This window comes from Agromyces sp. GXS1127 (genome assembly GCF_050565425.1).
In the GTDB taxonomy this organism is placed as follows: Bacteria; Actinomycetota; Actinomycetes; order Actinomycetales; family Microbacteriaceae; genus Agromyces.
Genome location: NZ_JBOCIG010000008.1, coordinates 80219 through 97158, shown reverse-complemented (window position 1 = coordinate 97158; position 16940 = coordinate 80219). Strand labels below are relative to the sequence as shown.

General features: G+C 74.2%; 14 protein-coding genes, 1 pseudogene and 1 riboswitch. Of the genes and pseudogenes, 8 read left to right on the top strand and 7 right to left on the bottom strand.

Translation table 11 applies throughout. The annotated features are described in order from the left end of the window. Nucleotides 1-1015 (top strand): galactokinase (gene galK / locus ACQ393_RS14960; protein ID WP_430647673.1); only part of this gene is annotated, 1015 nt, incomplete at its 5' end. 33 nt (nucleotides 1016-1048) lie between these two features. Here the strand turns inward: galK and ACQ393_RS14955 are convergent. Beyond that, nucleotides 1049-1552, bottom strand: coding sequence for a YbaK/EbsC family protein (locus ACQ393_RS14955; protein ID WP_430647672.1), 504 nt, complete (start codon nucleotides 1550-1552; stop codon nucleotides 1049-1051). Nucleotides 1553-1645: 93 nt separating this feature from the next. On the opposite strand from ACQ393_RS14955, the gene ACQ393_RS14950 reads away from it, so the two are divergent. Together ACQ393_RS14950 and ACQ393_RS14945 are read left to right on the top strand one after the other, a co-directional pair. After that, nucleotides 1646-2992, top strand: a complete 1347-nt coding sequence (locus ACQ393_RS14950) for an APC family permease (RefSeq protein ID WP_430647671.1) — start codon at nucleotides 1646-1648, stop codon at nucleotides 2990-2992. A 9-nt stretch (nucleotides 2993-3001) separates the two neighbouring features. Continuing rightward, nucleotides 3002-3538 carry a gamma carbonic anhydrase family protein gene (locus tag ACQ393_RS14945; RefSeq protein ID WP_430647670.1) on the top strand — a complete coding sequence of 179 codons (537 nt, stop codon included), beginning with the start codon at nucleotides 3002-3004 and terminating at the stop codon, nucleotides 3536-3538. A 243-nt stretch (nucleotides 3539-3781) separates the two neighbouring features. On the opposite strand, the pseudogene ACQ393_RS14940 reads toward ACQ393_RS14945, so the two are convergent. From ACQ393_RS14940 to ACQ393_RS14930, 3 genes and pseudogenes are all read right to left on the bottom strand, one after another. Beyond that, a pseudogene (locus ACQ393_RS14940) lies at nucleotides 3782-4876 on the bottom strand (DUF6716 putative glycosyltransferase); the annotation flags it as partial. 26 nt (nucleotides 4877-4902) lie between these two features. Further along, complete coding sequence (locus ACQ393_RS14935) at nucleotides 4903-5775, bottom strand: N-acetylneuraminate synthase family protein (protein WP_430647669.1); 873 nt, start codon at nucleotides 5773-5775, stop codon at nucleotides 4903-4905. A 23-nt stretch (nucleotides 5776-5798) separates the two neighbouring features. After that, on the bottom strand, nucleotides 5799-7280 hold the full coding sequence (locus ACQ393_RS14930; protein WP_430647668.1) for a cytidylyltransferase domain-containing protein: 1482 nt from the start codon (nucleotides 7278-7280) through the stop codon (nucleotides 5799-5801). A 275-nt stretch (nucleotides 7281-7555) separates the two neighbouring features. Between ACQ393_RS14930 and ACQ393_RS14925 the strand changes: the two genes are divergently transcribed. Both ACQ393_RS14925 and ACQ393_RS14920 read left to right on the top strand, forming a co-directional pair. Then, nucleotides 7556-7756, top strand: a complete 201-nt coding sequence (locus tag ACQ393_RS14925) for a helix-turn-helix transcriptional regulator (protein WP_430647667.1) — start codon at nucleotides 7556-7558, stop codon at nucleotides 7754-7756. Then, entirely contained in the window at nucleotides 7753-8955 is a 1203-nt protein-coding gene (locus ACQ393_RS14920) for a type II toxin-antitoxin system HipA family toxin (protein WP_430647666.1), read from the top strand. The genes ACQ393_RS14925 and ACQ393_RS14920 overlap by 4 nt, the downstream gene beginning before the upstream one ends. Before the next feature lie 7 nt (nucleotides 8956-8962). Here ACQ393_RS14920 and ACQ393_RS14915 read toward each other — a convergent pair whose 3' ends face one another. Both ACQ393_RS14915 and glyA read right to left on the bottom strand, forming a co-directional pair. Further along, entirely contained in the window at nucleotides 8963-9850 is an 888-nt protein-coding gene (locus ACQ393_RS14915; protein WP_430647665.1) for a bifunctional methylenetetrahydrofolate dehydrogenase/methenyltetrahydrofolate cyclohydrolase, read from the bottom strand. Between the two features lie 181 nt (nucleotides 9851-10031). Next, entirely contained in the window at nucleotides 10032-11351 is a 1320-nt protein-coding gene (gene glyA, locus ACQ393_RS14910) for a serine hydroxymethyltransferase (protein ID WP_430647664.1), read from the bottom strand. A 74-nt stretch (nucleotides 11352-11425) separates the two neighbouring features. Further along, a riboswitch (ZMP/ZTP riboswitch) is annotated at nucleotides 11426-11507 on the bottom strand. Between the two features lie 93 nt (nucleotides 11508-11600). Here glyA and ACQ393_RS14905 point away from each other — a divergent pair. After that, nucleotides 11601-12770, top strand: coding sequence for an N-acetylglucosamine-6-phosphate deacetylase (locus ACQ393_RS14905; RefSeq protein ID WP_430647663.1), 1170 nt, complete (start codon nucleotides 11601-11603; stop codon nucleotides 12768-12770). A gap of 387 nt (nucleotides 12771-13157) precedes the next feature. Continuing rightward, nucleotides 13158-14615 (top strand): sigma-70 family RNA polymerase sigma factor, encoded by a 1458-nt coding sequence (locus tag ACQ393_RS14900; RefSeq protein WP_430647662.1) that lies wholly within the window; start codon nucleotides 13158-13160, stop codon nucleotides 14613-14615. Nucleotides 14616-14657: 42 nt separating this feature from the next. On the opposite strand, the gene ACQ393_RS14895 is transcribed toward ACQ393_RS14900, so the two are convergent. Then, nucleotides 14658-15905 (bottom strand): MFS transporter, encoded by a 1248-nt coding sequence (locus tag ACQ393_RS14895; protein ID WP_430647661.1) that lies wholly within the window; start codon nucleotides 15903-15905, stop codon nucleotides 14658-14660. Nucleotides 15906-16049: 144 nt separating this feature from the next. Between ACQ393_RS14895 and purU the strand changes: the two genes are divergently transcribed. Then, on the top strand, nucleotides 16050-16928 hold the full coding sequence (gene purU / locus ACQ393_RS14890) for a formyltetrahydrofolate deformylase (RefSeq protein WP_430647660.1): 879 nt from the start codon (nucleotides 16050-16052) through the stop codon (nucleotides 16926-16928). Nucleotides 16929-16940 lie beyond the last annotated feature (12 nt).

Here is a 16940-nt window from a genome sequence, read left to right as displayed (position 1 = left end):
CGACCGGCGCACGACGGTCGCACTCGGCGACCGCGACGACCGGGTCGTGCGGGTGTCGTCGACGTTCTCGCCCGAGACGATCGAGGTGCGCCTCGACGAGCTCACGCCCGACGCCGTGAGCGGATGGGCCGCCTATCCCCTCGGCGTGGTCTGGGCGCTCGGCGAGTTCGGCGCCGACCTCGCGCACGTGCGCGGCGTCGACCTGCACATCTCCTCCGACGTCCCGGTCGGAGCCGGCCTGTCGTCATCGGCCGCGATCGAGTGCGCCGTCGCGCTCGCGCTCGACGAGCACTGGGGGCTCGGCTTCGACCGCCCGACGCTCGCGAAGATCGGTCGACTCGCCGAGAACCGCGTCGTCGGTGCGCCGACGGGCATCATGGACCAGTCCGCGTCGCTCCTCGGCGAGGCCGACTCCGGGGTGTTCCTCGACTGCCGCAGCCTCGACGCCGACGTGATCCCGCTCGGCTTCGCCGAGGCCGGCCTGTCGCTCCTCGTGATCGACACGCGCGTGTCGCACGCGCACGCGACCGGCGGCTACGCCGCGCGACGCGCGTCGTGCGAGGCGGGCGCCGCCGCGCTCGGTGCGGAGTCGCTCCGCGAGGTGCGCGTCGACGACCTCGACCGGGCGCGCGACCTGCTCGACGACGAGACGTTCCGCCGGGTGCGGCACGTCGTGACCGAGGACCAGCGCGTGCTCGACACCGTCCGCACGCTCCGCGAGCACGGCCCGGGCGCGATCGGGCCGCTGCTCGATGCGTCGCACGTCTCGATGCGCGACGACTTCGAGATCTCGGTGCCCGAGCTGGACCTCGCGGTCGAGACCGCGCAGGCGATCGGCGCGATCGGCGCCCGGATGACGGGCGGCGGCTTCGGCGGCGCGGCGATCGCGCTCGTGATCGACGACCTCGTGCCCGTCGTCAGGCGCAAGGTGGTCGAGGCGTTCGCCGACCACGGCTACCGCGAGCCGGGCGTGTTCACGGTGCACGCCGCGCAGGGTGCGCGACGCGACGCCTGAGCTTCGGGTCCAGGCGAGCGGCTCAGCCGGCGCTCACACGCGCGCGACCGGCTCGACCGGCGTCGGCGTGCCGCCCGTGATCCGCACGAGCTCGTCGAACGTCGTCGGGAACACCGTCCGGGCGTGCCCCGCCGCCGCCCAGACCTCGTCGTAGCCGGCGAGGTCGACATCCACGAACGTGCGCACCGGTGCGGGGTGTCCGACGGGTGCGACCCCGCCGATGACCTGACCGGTCGCGGCCTTCACGACCTCCTTCGATGCGCGGCCGATGGTGCCGCCGAGCCGGGCGCCGAGCCACTCGGTGTCGACCCGATGCGCGCCCGACGTCAGGACGAGGATCGGCTCGTCGTCGAGCGTGAACACGAGCGAGTTCGCGATCTGGCCCACCTCGATGCCGAGCGCGTCGGCGGCGAGCTTCGCGGTCGTGACGGCGTCGTCGAACCACACGATGCGCGGGTCGACGCCGTCGGCGGCGAGCGCGGCGGTCACGCGGTCGACGGCGGCGTGCGAGGGGGCTGCGGTCGGCTCCGAGGTCATGCCTTCGATCCTAGGAGCGGATGCCGCGGCATCCGCCGCCGGAGCGGCCCGCCCGCGCCCCGCCCGTTCACCGCCCTGCCGTAGGGTTCGAGCGTGACCTCCTCCCCAGCGCCGCACGATCGCCTCGCCCGACGCCTCGGACTCCGCGGCGCGGTGGCGATCGGGCTCGCCGCGATGATCGGTGCGGGGGTGTTCGCGGTGTGGGCCCCCGCCGCGCAGGCCGCCGGCGCCTGGCTGCTCGCGGGCCTCGCGATCGCCGCGCTCGTGGCCTTCGCGAACGCCGGGTCGACCGCGCAGCTCGCGGTCCGATACCCCGAGTCCGGCGGCGCCTACCGCTACGGGCGGGAGCGGCTCGGCGCCTGGCCAGGCTTCCTCGCGGGGTGGGGGTTCGTGATCGGCAAGACGGCGAGCTGCGCGGCGATGGCGCTCACCGCGGCCGCCTACCTCGCGCCGGCGGCGTGGCAGAAGCCGGTCGCGATCGCCGCGGTCGTGGTGCTCGTCGGCGTCAACGTGCTCGGCGTGACCCGCACGGCGCGCGTCGCCTCGATCATCGTGTCGGCGGTGCTCGTCGTGCTCGTCGTGGTCGTCTCGGCCGGGTTCGCGGCGATCGCGGGCGTGGGCTGGGGCGTCGGCGCGACCGGGTCCACGGTCGGGCTGAGCGGGCTCGTCCCGCCGATCGGCCGCCCGCCCGCCGCCGTCGGGGCGCTCACGGGCGCGTACGGCGTGCTGCAGGCCGCGGCACTGATCTTCTTCGCGTTCGCCGGCTACGCGCGCATCGCGACCCTCGGCGAGGAGGTGCGCGAGCCGACGCGGACCATCCCCCGGGCCATCGGCATCGCCTTCGCGATCGTCGTGGTCGTCTACGCGCTCGTCGGCACGGCGGCGGTGGGGGCGCTCGGGAGCGAGGCGCTCGCGGCATCCGTCGCCCCGCTCGTCGACGTGGTCGCGGTGGCCGGATGGCTCTGGGCCGAGCCCGTCGTCCGCATCGCCGCCGGCGTGGCCGCGCTCGGGTCGCTGCTCGCCCTCGTCGCGGGCGTCGGACGCACGAGCCTCGCGATGGCGCGCGACGGCGAGCTGCCCCGGCCCCTGGCCGCGGTGCATCAGCGCTTCGGCGCGCCGCACGTCGCCGAGATCGCGACGGGCGTGGCGGTGATCGTGCTGCTGCTCGTGGCCGACCTGCGCGGCGCGATCGGCTTCTCGTCGTTCGGCGTGCTGCTCTACTACCTCGTCGCGAACGCGTCGGCGATCACGCAGCCCGCGGGCGAGCGGCTGGTGCCGCGGTGGCTCTCGCGGTTCGGGGCGATCGGATGCGTCGTGCTCGTCGTCACGCTTCCGATCCCCTCGATCGTGGCGGGCGTCGCGGTCTTCGCCGTGGGTGCGGCCGTCCGCGGCATCCGTCTCGCCGTCGCCCGACGTTCGGGTCGCCGAAGCCGGGCATAGGCTGGCCGCATGAGCGCCGACCCCTCAGCCCGCATCCTGACCATCGCCGACGTCCCCGCGCCGGAACTCGAGCCGACCGCGTTCGTCGCGCTCGGCGCCGTGATCGTCGGGCAGGTCCGCCTCGCCGCGCAGTCGAGCGTCTGGTACAACGCGGTGCTCCGAGCCGAGGCCGAGCCGATCACCCTCGGCGAGCGCTCCAACCTGCAGGACGGCGTGGTCTGCCACGTCGATGCGGGCTACCCCGTGGTGATCGGCGAGGGCGTCTCGGTCGGGCACCGCGCCGTGCTCCACGGCTGCACCGTCGAGGACGACTGCCTCATCGGGATGGGCGCGACCGTCCTCAACGGCGCCGTGATCGGCCGCGGGTCACTCGTCGCGGCCGGCGCCGTGGTGCTCGAGGGCACCGTCGTGCCGCCCGGTTCGCTGGTCGCCGGCGTGCCCGGCAAGGTCCGTCGCGAGCTCACCGCCGACGAGCAGGCCGGGATCCGCCGCAACGCCGAGGCGTACCTCGCGCACGTCGCGCGGCACACCGCGCCCGTCGACTGAGCCGGCGGCGGCGCCCGACCGCAGCTGCGCGAGGCGGCGCTGCAGACGCCGTACCCGACGCACGACGCCCCGCGCCGGTGCGCCGACCCCCCAGGCCAGGGTGCCCGCGAGGCTGCGGTCGTGCTCGCCGAGCATGCGTCGGCGCTCGAAGGCCGTCCGGAGCGCGCCGCCCGACAGGTTGTGCCGGCGTTCCAGCGGCGGCAGCGGCACGATCTCCCGGGCCTCGACGAGCGCGCCGAGCCTCGCGGCCCAGTCGTCGGCGTCCTCACCGTGGAAGTAGTTGTCGGCGAGCCATCCCGGCTCGGCGAGTCGGAAGCGCCCGTGCGCGAGATCGTCGGTCGAGCCGAAGAGCCCCGCTTCCTCGAACACGGTGTTGATCATCGTCGGCGAGACGCCGAAGTCGTCGAGCAGCAGCGTCGGGATGCCGAGCGCGATCGACTCGAGCGCGGCGGTCGAGCTGACCGTCACGAGCGCGCCCGCGCGTGCGAGGTGCGCGGCCATCGGGCCGTCCTCGACGACGAGGTTGGTCGGGAGCGCCGCGCGTCCGCCGCCATCGCCGCCGCCGTCGCCGCCGCCGCTCGCATCGCCCACGCGCTCGATCAGGTCGGCGTAGTCGTACGCCTCGTCGTGCGTCTGCGCCTCGCCCGCGAGCGCGCGGACCTTCACCACGACGCGACGGCCGGGCTGCCTCCGGGCGAGCTCCGCCAGCGCGGAGAGCACGCGCGTGCGATCGTCGGCTCCGACGGGGACCTTCGCCTGCGCCGCGAAGATCACGTCCGTGCCGCCCGCCCCGGAGGCATCCGTCGCCTCGGCCGGGGTGAGGAACGGCAGCGTCGCCAGCCCGAACCTGCGGTCGATGCCGAGTCCGGCGGCGTTCGCCGAGAACTCGCGCACCTCGCGGCGGCTGTGCAGCACGATGAGGTCGGTCTGCTCGCGGTAGATCACGGCCTTCGGCACGGCCGGGATCGTGAGGCCCGGGAAGCCGCTGACGAGGACCGGGCGGTTGCGGCGTCGCAGCAGGCGCGGCGCGATGACCCGCACGAACGGCCCGCGGAGCGCGAGGAGCACCGCGTGCGGATCGAAGTCGTCGAGTTCGTCGTCGAGGCCAGGAGCTCCCGGCCGCCCGTCGAGCGGCACGAACCGCACGTCGGTCGGCGCGAAGCGCGTCCCGTCGAGCGCGTGCTCGAGCTGGCGCGCACTCGGCTGCACCGGCGAGCCGACGACGACGAGTCGCGACTCCCACTGGCCGGGCAGCGTCGAGGCGAGCGCCGCCCCCCACTTCACGTAGGAATCGGAGTCGCCGACGACGAGCAGGCGCTGCGCCGCGACATCCGTCACCGCCCCGCCCCGCCCATGGGCATCCGTCACGCGAGCACCCGGCGGAGCTTGGCCTTCGGGGCCTCCTCGCCCGGGTAGACCCGCTTGACGCCGTCGCCGAGCGCCTCGCCGATGATGCGGATGTCGCGCACGAGGTGCTCGAGGCCCTGCGGCTCGAGCGAGGCCGAGTGGTCGGAGCCCCACATCGTGCGGTCGAGCGTGATGTGCCGCTCGACGGCGACCGCGCCGAGCGCGACCGCCGCGATCGAGATCTGCAGGCCGCGCTCGTGGCCGGAATAGCCGACGGGCACGCCCGGGTAGCGCCGCTTCAGCGCGGGGATCATGAGGAGGTTCGCCTCGTCGGCCGGCATCGGGTAGCTCGAGGTGGCGTGCAAGATCACGAGGCGCTCGGTGCCGAGCACGGTGACCGCGCGGTCGATCTCCTCGAGCGTCGACATGCCGGTCGAGAGGATGACGGGCTTGCCCGTGTCGCGGACGGCCTCGAGGAGCTCGAGGTCGGTCACCGACGCCGAGGCGATCTTGTGCGCCACGACGCCGTAGGACTCGAGGTCGGCGACCGCGGGCGCGTCCCACGGCGAAGCGAACCAGTCGAGGCCGTGCAGGGAGGCGTGCCGGGCGACCTCGGCGTACTCGTCGCGACCGAACTCGACGCGGTGGCGGTACTCGAGGTACGTCATCGTGCCCCACGGCGTCTCACGCGGCGTGAGCTTCATGTGCTCGGGCGTGGAGATGTCGGGCGTGCGCTTCTGGAACTTCACGGCCTGCGCGCCGGCGTTCGCGGCGACCTCGATGAGGCGCTTGGCGATCTCGACGTCGCCGTTGTGGTTCAGGCCGATCTCGGCGATGACGTAGACGGGGTCGTACTCGCCGATGGCGGCGTGGCCGATGCGCACGGACATGGTGTCTCGCTTTCGTGGGGGGGTCAGGTCGCGGAGGACGCCGCGGCGATGGCCTCGCGCTGCTCGCGAGTCGGGTGGGCGGGGTCGAGTTCGCGCGACTCGCGCACGAGGTCGGATGCCGCGGAGCCGAGCTTCGCCTCGCGCGCGGCGAGCACGAGCTCGGCGAGCTCGCGCACCGCGCCGTGGCCGCCGTGCCGCTCGAGCACGTGGCGCGCACGCTCGAGCGCGTCGGGTGCCGCGTCGGGCACCGCGAGCGGCCAGCCGACGAGGTCGAGCGCGGGGATGTCGCCGCGGTCGTTGCCGAGGTAGGCGATCCGGTCGAGGCGGATGCCGCGTGCGGCCGCCCACTCGCGCAGCGCCGCGCCCTTGTCGGCGAGCCCCTGGATGACGTCGACGCCGAGCTTCTCGGCCCGGCGGCTCACCACCGGGTTCGCCTCGGCCGAGAGGATCAGCACGGGGATGCCGGCGTCGCGCAGCCGCGCCACGCCGTGCCCGTCGGCGCGGCTCACGCGCACGGACTCGCGGCCGAGCTCGTCGACCGCGGCGGTGTCGTCGGTGTGGACGCCGTCGAAGTCCGTCACGACCGCGTCGACGTCGACGAACGGATGGCGCGGGTCGGCCACCCACGCCACGCCCTCGCGCCGCGCGAGCGAGGCGGCGATGCCGCCCGCGAGCCGACGGTCGACGCGCGGGGCGAGCGCCCGCGCCCGGGCCAGGTCGGCGGCGTCGTCGATCTCGATCGCCGTGTCGGCGTGCACGCGCTGGATGCCGATCCGGCCGAAGAAGCGGTGGCGGGCGAGCGCGAACCCGTCGGTGCGCAGCACGTAGAAGGCGCCCGTCTCGAGGAACTCGGGCTCGCGGTCCTGGCGGCGCGGGCGATTCGACGGGTCGTGGTTCACGCCGACCGCGCTCGCGCCGTCGACGTCGTCGGCGCGCTCGCGCCAGAGGAAGCCGTGCGTCGGCGTCGCCGCGAACACCACGTCGCGCTCGCCCTGCTCGACCCGCGCGACGGCGGCGTCGAGGTCGGTCGGGTCGATGAACGGCGAGGTCGCCTGGATGAAGACGGTCACGCCCCCGGGCTCGGGGGCGAGCACCTCGATCGCGTGCAGCAGCGCCGACTCGCTCGACGCGGTCGCGTTCGCGAGTTCGGCCGGGCGCTCGATCACCTCGGCGCCGGCGCCGCGCGCGGCATCCGCGATCTCGTCGTCGTCGGTGGTGACGACCACGCGCCCGATGCGCTCCGCGGCGAGCGCGGCGTGCACGGCCCTGGCGACGAGCGGCACTCCCCCGACGCGTGCCACGTTCTTCCCGGGCAGGCCCCGCGAGCCGCCTCGCGCCGGGATGATCGCGATCGCGCGGGCTCCGCCCGGAGAACCGCCGCCGGTCGCGGCGGGGCCCCCCTTGGGACGGACGGCGCGGTCCCCCGACGTGCCCGCCCTGTCCAGGATCGGTCCCGAACCGGCCGCGCCGGCGGCGGTGGCCCTCGTGGAGTCGCTGCGGCTCATGCCGCGAAGCTAAGCGCGCGACGCGTCCGCGGGGTGCACGCCCGGTGAACGCCGGGCGACGTCCAGACAGACAGCGGATGCCGCGGCATCCGCCCGCCTGCAGTGCAAGATCCGGCAGAATTCTGCCGAACGGCTGGCGGTCGCCGCGCCGGGGCGCATCCATCCGGCGATTCGGCAGAAATCTGCCGAATCATGCTCATCGGATCGTACGATGGATCTCAGGCACAGAGAATCGGCAGATTCCCGCCGGTTCGATTCACGGAGAGGCCCGTTCGATGGACGCACCCACCGAGATCGGCCGCGCGATCCGCACGGCGCGTCGCGCGCACGGTCTCACCCAGCAGCAGCTCGCCGAGCTGGTCGGCACGGCTGAGCGGACCGTGCGGGAGATCGAGAAGGGCACGGGCGCGAGCAGCCTGGACACCGTGGTGGCGGTGGCCGGGGCGGTGGGCGTGGCGATCGGGGTCATTCGGTGACGACCGAGCTCGAAGCCCTGCGGCGGGTCCGATCCGCCGACGTCCTGAAGGCCGGTCGGCTCGCCGCCCGCTTGATGCGGAACACCGGCGGCGGCATCGACTTCCGCTACCTCGACGAGTACCTCGCCTCGGACGATGGCGTGCCGGTCGCGTTCACCCTGCCGCTCGATGACGCGGTCGTGCACGTGCCCGGCGGGGCGCTGCCCGCCTTCTTCGCCGGGCTCCTGCCCGAAGGACATCGGCTCTCGGTGCTGCGACGAGCGACGAAGACGAGTGCCGACGACGAGCTCACCCTGCTGCTGGCGGTCGGCGAGGATGCACCCGGCGACGTGCAGGTCGTTCCGGAAGGGGCGTCGCCGGCTGATCCGCCATCCGTCTTCGACGCCGAGGAGCCGGGGCAGCTCGACTTCGAGTCGCTCATCGACGTGCTCGACCGCCAGGCGATCCCCGGCGTGCAGCGCAAGGCGAGCGCTTCGATGATCAGTACGCCCCTCGCCACGCGATCCGGTCGCTACATCCTCAAGCTGAGCCCGACCGAGTACCCGCATCTCGTCGAGAACGAGGCCGCCCACCTCATCGCCGCGCGCACGATGAAGATCCCGGTCTCGCGGGCCGCGGTCGTGCGCGACCGCGACGATGTCGCGGGCCTGCTCGTCGAGCGCTTCGACCGCGTCGCCGCCGACGACGGCTGGCGACGCCTCGCACTCGAGGACGCCACCCAGGTGCTCGGTCTCCCACCAGCCTCGAAGTACGGGATCGATTCCGAGACGCTCGTCACTGCACTCGCCGGGGTCTGTGCGGCGCCCATGGTGGCGACGAGGAACCTCTACCTGCAGTTCGTCTTCGCCTGGCTCACCGGGAACGGCGACCTCCACGGAAAGAACGTCGCGGTGCTGCGAACGGATGTCGCGGCGCGAGGCTGGGCGATCGCACCGGTCTACGACGTCCCGTGCACGCTGGTCTACGGCGACGACTCGCTCGCGCTGCCCGTCGCCGGTCGCACCCGGAAGCTGCGACACCGGCACTGGCGCGAGTTCGCCGACGCGATCGGCCTGCCCGAGCGGGCGGCCGCGTCGGCCGAGGCCCTGGCACTCCGCGCGGCAACGAAGGTCGATCTGGCGGAGCTGCCCTTCGAGGGCTCGCCGCTCCACCGCGCGGAGCGCGAACTCCGTCTTCGCCGCAGCGAGCTGGAAGGCTAGGGCGGGCTCAGCGCCCGTGCAGCTTGATCTCCGCGGCCTTCACGACGTTGGCGAGGAGCATCGCGCGGGTCATCGGGCCGACGCCGCCGGGGTTCGGCGAGAGGTGGCCGGCGACCTCGGCGACGCCGGGGTCGACGTCGCCCGTGAGCCTTCCCTTGCCGGTCTCCTCGTCGGCGACACGCGTGATGCCCACGTCGAGCACCGCGGCACCGGGCTTGACCCACTCCGGCTTGACCATGTGCGGCACGCCGACGGCCGCGACCACGATGTCGGCGCGGGCGACCTCGGCGGCGAGGTCCTGCGTGCGCGAGTGCGTGAGGGTCACCGTGGCATCCAGGCCCTTGCGGGTGAAGAGCAGGCCGAGCGGACGGCCGACCGTGAGGCCGCGGCCGATCACCGTCACGTGCTGGCCGCGGATCGGCACCTGGTAGCGCTGGAGCATCTCGACGATGCCCGCCGGCGTGCACGGCAGCGGGGAGTGCAGGTCGCCCTCGATGCCGAGCACCAGACGGCCGAGGTTCGTCGGGTGGAGCCCGTCGGCGTCCTTGTCGGGGTCGATGAGCTCGAGCATCGCGTTCTCGTCGTGGCCCGTCGGCAGCGGCAGCTGCACGATGTAGCCGGTCACCTCGCGCGCCGAGTTGAGGTCGCGGATCGCCGCGCGCACGTCGGCGGAGGTCGCCGACGCGGGGAGGTCGACCCGGATGGACTCGATGCCGACCTCGGCGCAGTCCCGGTGCTTGCCGGCGACGTACGAGCGCGAGGCGGGGTCGTCGCCGACGAGCAGGGTGCCGAGGCCCGGCACGATGCCGTTCGCGCGCAGGTCGGTGATGCGCGAGGCGAGCTCGGACTTCACGGCCGATGCGGTCGCGACGCCGTCGAGGGTGATGGCGGTCATGTTCGGTACCTCTTCCGAGCGTGGGCGAGACGAGTTTCGATGCCGGGGCGGTGGGGCGGATGCCACGTCCCGGCGTGTCGCGAGCGGCGTCCTTCGATTCGGGAACGACCGGGTCGGAGGTCCGCGGCAGCCCGCAGCCGGGCTCGGGGGCGGACGACCGCCCGCCCCCGAGCCGAGGGCGCTACTGCTGCAGGCCCGGGTAGAGCGGGAACGCCGCGGTCAGCGCCTCGACGCGCGAGCGGAGGGCCGCGACATCCGGGTTCGCCTGCAGCGCGAGCGCGATGACGTCGGCGACCTCGGTGAACTCGGCGTCGCCGAAGCCGCGGGTCGCGAGTGCGGGCGTGCCGATGCGCAGGCCCGAGGTGACCATCGGCGGGCGCGGGTCGAACGGCACCGCGTTGCGGTTCACGGTGATGCCGACCTCGTGCAGGCGGTCCTCGGCCTGCTGGCCGTCGAGCTCGGAGGTGCGGAGGTCGGCGAGGACGAGGTGCACGTCGGTGCCGCCCGTGAGCACGTCGACGCCCGCAGCGCGCGAGTCGTCGGCGGTCAGGCGCGAGGCGAGGATCCGCGCGCCGCTCAGCGTACGCTGCTGGCGGTCGCGGAACTCCTCGGACGCCGCGATCTTGAACGCGGTCGCCTTCGCGGCGATCACGTGCATGAGCGGACCGCCCTGCTGGCCAGGGAACACGTTCGAGTTGAGCTTCTTCGCCAGCTCCATGTCGCGCGAGAGGATGAAGCCCGAGCGCGGGCCGCCGATCGTCTTGTGCACGGTCGACGACACGACGTCGGCGTGCGGCACGGGGTTCGGGTGCAGGCCCGCGGCGACGAGGCCGGCGAAGTGCGCCATGTCGACCCAGAGCTTCGCGCCGACCTCGTCGGCGATCTGGCGGAACGCGGCGAAGTCGAGCTGGCGCGGGTAGGCCGACCAGCCGGCGATGATGACCTGGGGCTTGTGCTCGATGGCCTTCTCGCGCACCACGTTCATGTCGACCTGGAAGGTCTCGGGATCGACGCCGTACGCGACGGCGTTGTAGAGCTTGCCGGAGAAGTTCAGCTTCATGCCGTGGGTGAGGTGGCCGCCGTGCGCGAGCTCGAGGCCGAGGATGGTGTCGCCCGGCGTCGCGATGGCCGACAGCACGGCCGCGTTCGCCGTCGCGCCGGAGTGGGGCTGCACGTTGGCGTACTCGGCGCCGAACAGGCTCTTCGCGCGCGCGATCGCGAGGTTCTCGGCGACGTCGACGAACTCGCAGCCGCCGTAGTAGCGGCGGCCGGGGTAGCCCTCGGCGTACTTGTTCGTGAGCACCGAGCCCTGGGACTGCAGCACCGAGACGGGCACGAAGTTCTCGCTCGCGATCATCTCGAGCGTCGAGCGCTGGCGGTTCAGCTCGAGCTCGAGGACCTCGGCGATCTCGGGGTCGACCTCGGCGAGGGGCTGGTTGAAGACGGATGCGGCGCCCGCGACGGCGTCGGCGGGGGCGTCGGTGGTGAGTGACTCAGCCAAGGGATGGCTCCTTCGAAGATGACATGCGGACCTGCGGAACTCGCCTCGTGCGCGACTCGCGCCCCGAGGCCTCGCGTACCGGCCCAGGCGTGCGGTCGGTCCGTGCCAGTCGCTCCCCGATGGTCACCCATCTCAACGCCAGTCGCGACGCCGCCAAGCATAGCAACGGATGCCGCGAGCCCACGCCGCGGATGACGTGCTCGGTCGCCCGCCGCTCGGCCGGGCGCGCCGCGGCGATATCGTGTCCCGGTGACCACCGCGCCGACGATCGTCGTCCACTCCGCCCGCATCGTCTCGGGAGGCGACGAGGTCCCCGACGCGTGGGTCCGCTTCGAGGGCGACCGCATCGCGGGGCGCGGACTCGGCGACGCGTGGCGCGATGCGCCCGCCGTGCGGTCGGGCGAGGCCGAGGTGACGGATGCCGCGGGCCGCCGGCTCGCGCCCGGATTCATCGACCTCCACTGCCACGGCGCCGGCGGGGCGGCCTTCGACGACGGCGTCGACGCCATCCGGACGGGCCTCGCGGTGCACCGGGCGCACGGCACGACCCGGAGCGTGTGCTCGCTCGTGACGGCGCCCGTCGACGTGCTCGCGGAGCGGCTCCGCGCGATCGCCTCGGTCGCGGCATCCGACCCGCTCGTGCTGGGCGCCCATCTCGAGGGGCCGTTCCTCGACCAGGAGTTCCGCGGGGCGCACGACCCGTCGATGCTGCGCAGGGCCGACGACGTCGCACTCGATCGGCTGCTGGGGGCCGCCGACGGCGCGCTCCGGCAGATCACGATCGCGCCCGAGCACGAGGGCGCGGCCCGGGCGATCGCCCGCCTCGTCGACGCCGGGGTCGCGGTCGCCGTCGGCCACACCGGCGCCGACTTCGACACGGCGCTGCGCGCCTTCGACGCCGGCGCGTCGATCCTCACGCACGCGTTCAACGGGATGCGGGGCATCCACCATCGCGCACCCGGGCCCGTGGTCGCCGCGATGCGCGCCGACCACGTGACGCTCGAGGTGATCGGCGACGGGGTGCACGTGCACCCGGACGTCGTCCGGCTGGCGTTCTCGGGGGCTCCGGGACGGGTCGCGCTCGTGACCGACGCGATGGCCGCGACGGGGTCGTCGGACGGCACGTATGTGCTCGGCTCGCTCGAGGTCGAGGTGCGCGATGGCGTCGCCCGCCTCGCCGAGGGCGGAGCGATCGCCGGGTCCACGCTCACGCAGGACGAGGCCCTGCGCCGCGCGGTGCTCGATTCGGGCGTCCCGGTGCACGAGGCCGTCGCCGCGTTGACCGTCGCGCCGGCCTCCGCGATCGGCCGGGCGGGCGACCTGGGCCGGCTCGACGTCGGCTTCGCGGCCGATGCGGTGCTGCTCGAGGACGACCTGACGGTCGCGGCGGTGTGGGGCGCGGGCGAGCGCGTCACCTGACGCGCGACACGTCGATCGGCCATCCGCACCGGGCGGAGCGGGGGCCTGTTCCCCTCGCCCCTCGCTCCGTCCCGGTCGCCATGCCGCGCGATCCCCCACGCGGCCCGCTTCGACCAGAGGCACCTCCGGCCCTTCCCCGGTTCGCGGTCCCTCACCATGAGAGACGGTCCGGCGGCCGGATCATGACGCGACTTCGCACGATCCGTCGTCGGGAGCCGCTCGGCGAGGCCTCGTTTCGTCGATCCGCCCGCTCATCTGGTGGAATGAGCGGGACCGCACAGAGACCCGACCGGCGCGGACCGCCGGCACCCGAGGGAACCGCACGTGTTCCGGGCGCGCATGCCCGGACGCGCGCAGCTCGCAGGACGACGAAGGAGGCCCAGGCACGTGACGCCCGCACGCTCAGCGCCCGCCGACGCCGACCTGATCGCGGCGACCCGCAGGGGCGACCGGGCGGCCTACGGCGAACTCTGGCGTCGCCACGAGGCATCCGCCCGCACCGTCGCCCGCTCGCACACGACGCTCGACGCCGACGACCTCGTCGCCGAGGCGTTCACGCGAACCTTCGACGCGATCCGATCGGGCAAGGGACCGACCGGCGCCTTCCGGCCGTACCTGTTCACGACGATCCGCAACACGGCCGCGAGCTGGGGCCGCGCCATCCGCGAGAGCCCGCTCGACCAACTCGATGCGGTCGAGGACCCGGCGACCGGAGACGCGGCCGCGCTCGAGGCGCTCGATCGGACCACGACCGCGAAGGCGTTCCGCGCCCTGCCCGAGCGCTGGCAGGAGGTGCTCTGGTACGCCGAGGTCGAGCGGATGTCCCCGCAGCAGATCGCGCCGCTGCTCGGGATGAGCGCCAACGCGACCGCGGCGCTCGCGTACCGCGCCCGCGAAGGGCTGCGGCAGCAGTGGATCCGCGCGCACCTCGCGGACGCGCACCACGAGCCCGAGTGCGGGTGGACCGTGGATCGGCTCGGCGCCTACATGCGCGGGCGCCTGCGCCGCCGCGACACGGCCAGGGTCGAGGTGCACCTCGACGGGTGCGCGAAGTGCACGGTCGTCGCCGTCGAGGCGCGCGAGGTCGGCATGCGGCTCGCGTTCGTGCTGCTGCCGCTCGCGGCGGGGCCGGCCGCGGCCACCGCCTACTCCGCATGGATCGGCGCGTCGGCGCCCGTCACGACGACCGCCGCCGGCATCGCCGCAGCCGGTGCGGCCGGCCACGGAACCACGGCGTCGGCGGCGGGGTCCACGGCGGTCGGCGCAGGTTCGGCATCGGGCGGGTCGGCGGCGGTCGCCGTCGGCGCAGGCGTCGGCGGGGCCGTGCTCGTCGCCGCCACCGCCGCGGCGCTGCTGGTGCTCCCGCAGGTCGCGCCGACGCCCGCCTCCGAGCCGCGCTCGGCCGCCGTCGCCGCCGAGGCGCCGACCGAACCCGAGACGGCGCCCGTCGAACCGGTCGCGGAGGCGGCACCGGCACCGATGACGGACGACGCACCGGCGATCGATGCTCCCGGGCCCAGCCCGGAGCCCGAGGTCGAGCCGGAGCCCACCCCGGTCGTCGAGCCCGCCCCGGTCGTCGAGCCCGTCCCGGAGCCGGAGCCCGAGCCGTCGCCCGAACCGTCCCCCGCGCCAGAGCCCGAGCCCGCCGCCGAGTTGGAGGTCGTGATCGACGTGCAGGGCTCCGCCCTCACGTTCGAGCTAACGGGTGAGCCGGGCGCCGAAGTCGAGCTGCTCGCCGACGACGAGCCGTTCGCGACGATCGTCCTCGACGAGACGGGCAGCGCGGCCGCCGAGTTCCTCGCGCCCGCGAACCACAAGTGGACGGCGAGCGCGCAGTACGCGTGAGCGGCGCTGCCGGAGGCGGGAGTCGATGCCGGAGTTCGGCGCCTACGCCTCGACGACGCGCGCGCGAGCGCGCTCCGCGCGCGAGGAGCGCACCACGACGAACATCGCGACGACGAGCAGCACGGCGTACGCGACCGGCACTGCGCCGATGCCGACGGCGTCGAACAGCACCGCGCCGACGAGCGCGCCGCCGCCGATGCCGATGTTGAACGCCGTCGTGTAGAGCGCGCTCGCGGCATCCCGCCGGTCGGCCGGCGCGGCCTGGAGCAGGCGCGTCTGGAGCAGCGGCGGGATGGCGCCGAAGGCGAAGCCCCACGCCGTGTACGCGATGATCGCGGGCCAGAGACCGGGCTCGGCGGCGATCACGAGGAGGGCGATCGCGAGGAGCAGCATCGCCCCGACGAGCGCGCGGACGCTGTCGCGCGCGATCGGGCTGCCCGCGACGAGGAGTCCGACGGCACCCGCCAGGCCCGAGGCGAACAGCAGCGGTGCGACCGCTGCGGGTGAGGCGCCGACGACGCCGGTCAGCAACGGCGCCACGTAGGTGAGCGCGGCGTACTGGCCGATCATCACGATCGCGGTGACGATGCTCACGGCGATGACCCCGCGCATGCCTCGTCGTCCTGCGGTCGGGGCGGCGATGCCCACGGCCGACGTCGTCGACGACGGTGCCGCAGCGCCGGCCGCGCCATCCGCCGGGAGCACGAGGCGCACGACCAGCGCGCCGACGAGCGTGAGCAGGGCGACGACGCCGAACGCCCAGCGCCAGCCGACGGCCTGGCCGAGTGCGGTCGCGAGCGGCACGCCCGCGATGAGCGCGAGGGTTCCGCCGCCGAGCACGACCGACACGGCCCGGCCGAGGTGCTGCTCGGCGACGAGGCGGGCGGGGTAGGCGCCGACCAGCGCCCAGAACAGGCCGTGGGCGACGCCGCCCACGATCCGGACCGCGACGAGCTGGCCGTAGTCGGGCACGAGCGCCGAGGCGGCGGTCGAGAGCCCGAGGACGACGAGGACCATCGTGATGAGGGTGCGCCGCGGCATCCGCTTGAGCAGGGCCGTGAGCGGGGTCGAGGTGACCACTACCGTGAAGGCGAACACCGAGACGAGCAGGCCCACGAGCGGGGCACCGACGCCGAGGTCGGCGCTCATCTCGGGCAGCAGCCCGGTCGGCAGCATCTCGATGGTGATGGACAGGAACACGGCCGCGGCGAGCGCGACGAGCGCGCGCCAGGGCATGGTGTCGGTCGCGCCGGCGCGCGACGAGGAGAGGATCGGCATGAGGAAGGTCATCCGACGGCGTTCCCCGCTCGCGGCTGGGCCGGCGGCGGGTCGACTACGCGCTCACGTGCGCGCCCGGGGCCGACGGTGTCCGCACGGCCGCCGACCAGTGTAGCCGCGCGCACCTGCGTATTCGCCGGGCGGTACGCTGTCCCGATGAGCACGGAGGCCGAGCCGCACAGCCCGCACCTGTCCCACTGGGTCGTCACGCTGAGCTGCACCGACGGGCCCGGCATCGTGCATGCGGTGAGCGGCGCGATCGTCGCCGCCCGCGGCAACATCACCGAGAGCCAGCAGTTCGCGAGCCACGACACCGGGCGCTTCTTCATGCGCGTGCAGGTCGAGTCGCCGGCCGACCGCACCGAGTTCGAGGCCGCGCTCGCGCCGGTCATCGAGCGCTGGAGCATGGACCTGCACCTCGACGAGGTCGGGCGTCCGCTCCGCACGCTCGTGCTCGCCTCGACCGCCGGGCACTGCGTCAACGACCTGCTCTTCCGCCAGCGCGGCGGGCAGCTGCCCGTCGAGATCCCGCTCGTGCTCTCCAACCACGGCACGCTCCGCGACCTGGTCGACTTCTACGGCGTGCCGTTCGAGTCGGCGCCGGTGACGTCGCCCGAGACGAAGGCCGAGTTCGAGCGGCGCGTGCTCGAGGCGGTCGACGCGCACGACATCGAGCTCGTCGTGCTGGCCCGCTACATGCAGATCCTCTCCCCCGAGCTGTGCGACGCGCTCGCGGGTCGTTGCATCAACATCCACCACTCGTTCCTGCCGGGCTTCAAGGGTGCGAACCCCTACCGGCAGGCGCACGCGCGCGGCGTGAAGCTCATCGGCGCCACCGCGCACTTCGTCACGAGCGACCTCGACGAGGGGCCGATCATCGAGCAGAACGTGGTCCGGGTCGAGCACTCGCGTTCGGTCGCCGAGCTCGTCGCGATCGGCCAGGACGAGGAGAGCCGCACGCTCTCGCAGGCCGTGAAGTGGTTCGCGGAGCGGCGGGTGCTGCTCGACGGGCAGCGCACGGTCATCTTCCGCTGACGCGGCCACCGG

Bases quoted from the DNA above. Each gene is read 5' to 3' on its own strand.
- ACQ393_RS14955 (WP_430647672.1), bottom strand. From the start codon at position 1,552: ATGACCTCGGAGCCGACCGCAGCCCCCTCGCACGCCGCCGTCGACCGC.
- ACQ393_RS14945 (WP_430647670.1), top strand. From the start codon at position 3,002: ATGAGCGCCGACCCCTCAGCCCGCATCCTGACCATCGCCGACGTCCCC.
- ACQ393_RS14935 (WP_430647669.1), bottom strand. From the start codon at position 5,775: ATGTCCGTGCGCATCGGCCACGCCGCCATCGGCGAGTACGACCCCGTC.
- ACQ393_RS14930 (WP_430647668.1), bottom strand. From the start codon at position 7,280: ATGAGCCGCAGCGACTCCACGAGGGCCACCGCCGCCGGCGCGGCCGGT.
- ACQ393_RS14925 (WP_430647667.1), top strand. From the start codon at position 7,556: ATGGACGCACCCACCGAGATCGGCCGCGCGATCCGCACGGCGCGTCGC.
- ACQ393_RS14915 (WP_430647665.1), bottom strand. From the start codon at position 9,850: ATGACCGCCATCACCCTCGACGGCGTCGCGACCGCATCGGCCGTGAAG.
- ACQ393_RS14895 (WP_430647661.1), bottom strand. From the start codon at position 15,905: ATGACCTTCCTCATGCCGATCCTCTCCTCGTCGCGCGCCGGCGCGACC.
- purU (WP_430647660.1), top strand. From the start codon at position 16,050: ATGAGCACGGAGGCCGAGCCGCACAGCCCGCACCTGTCCCACTGGGTC.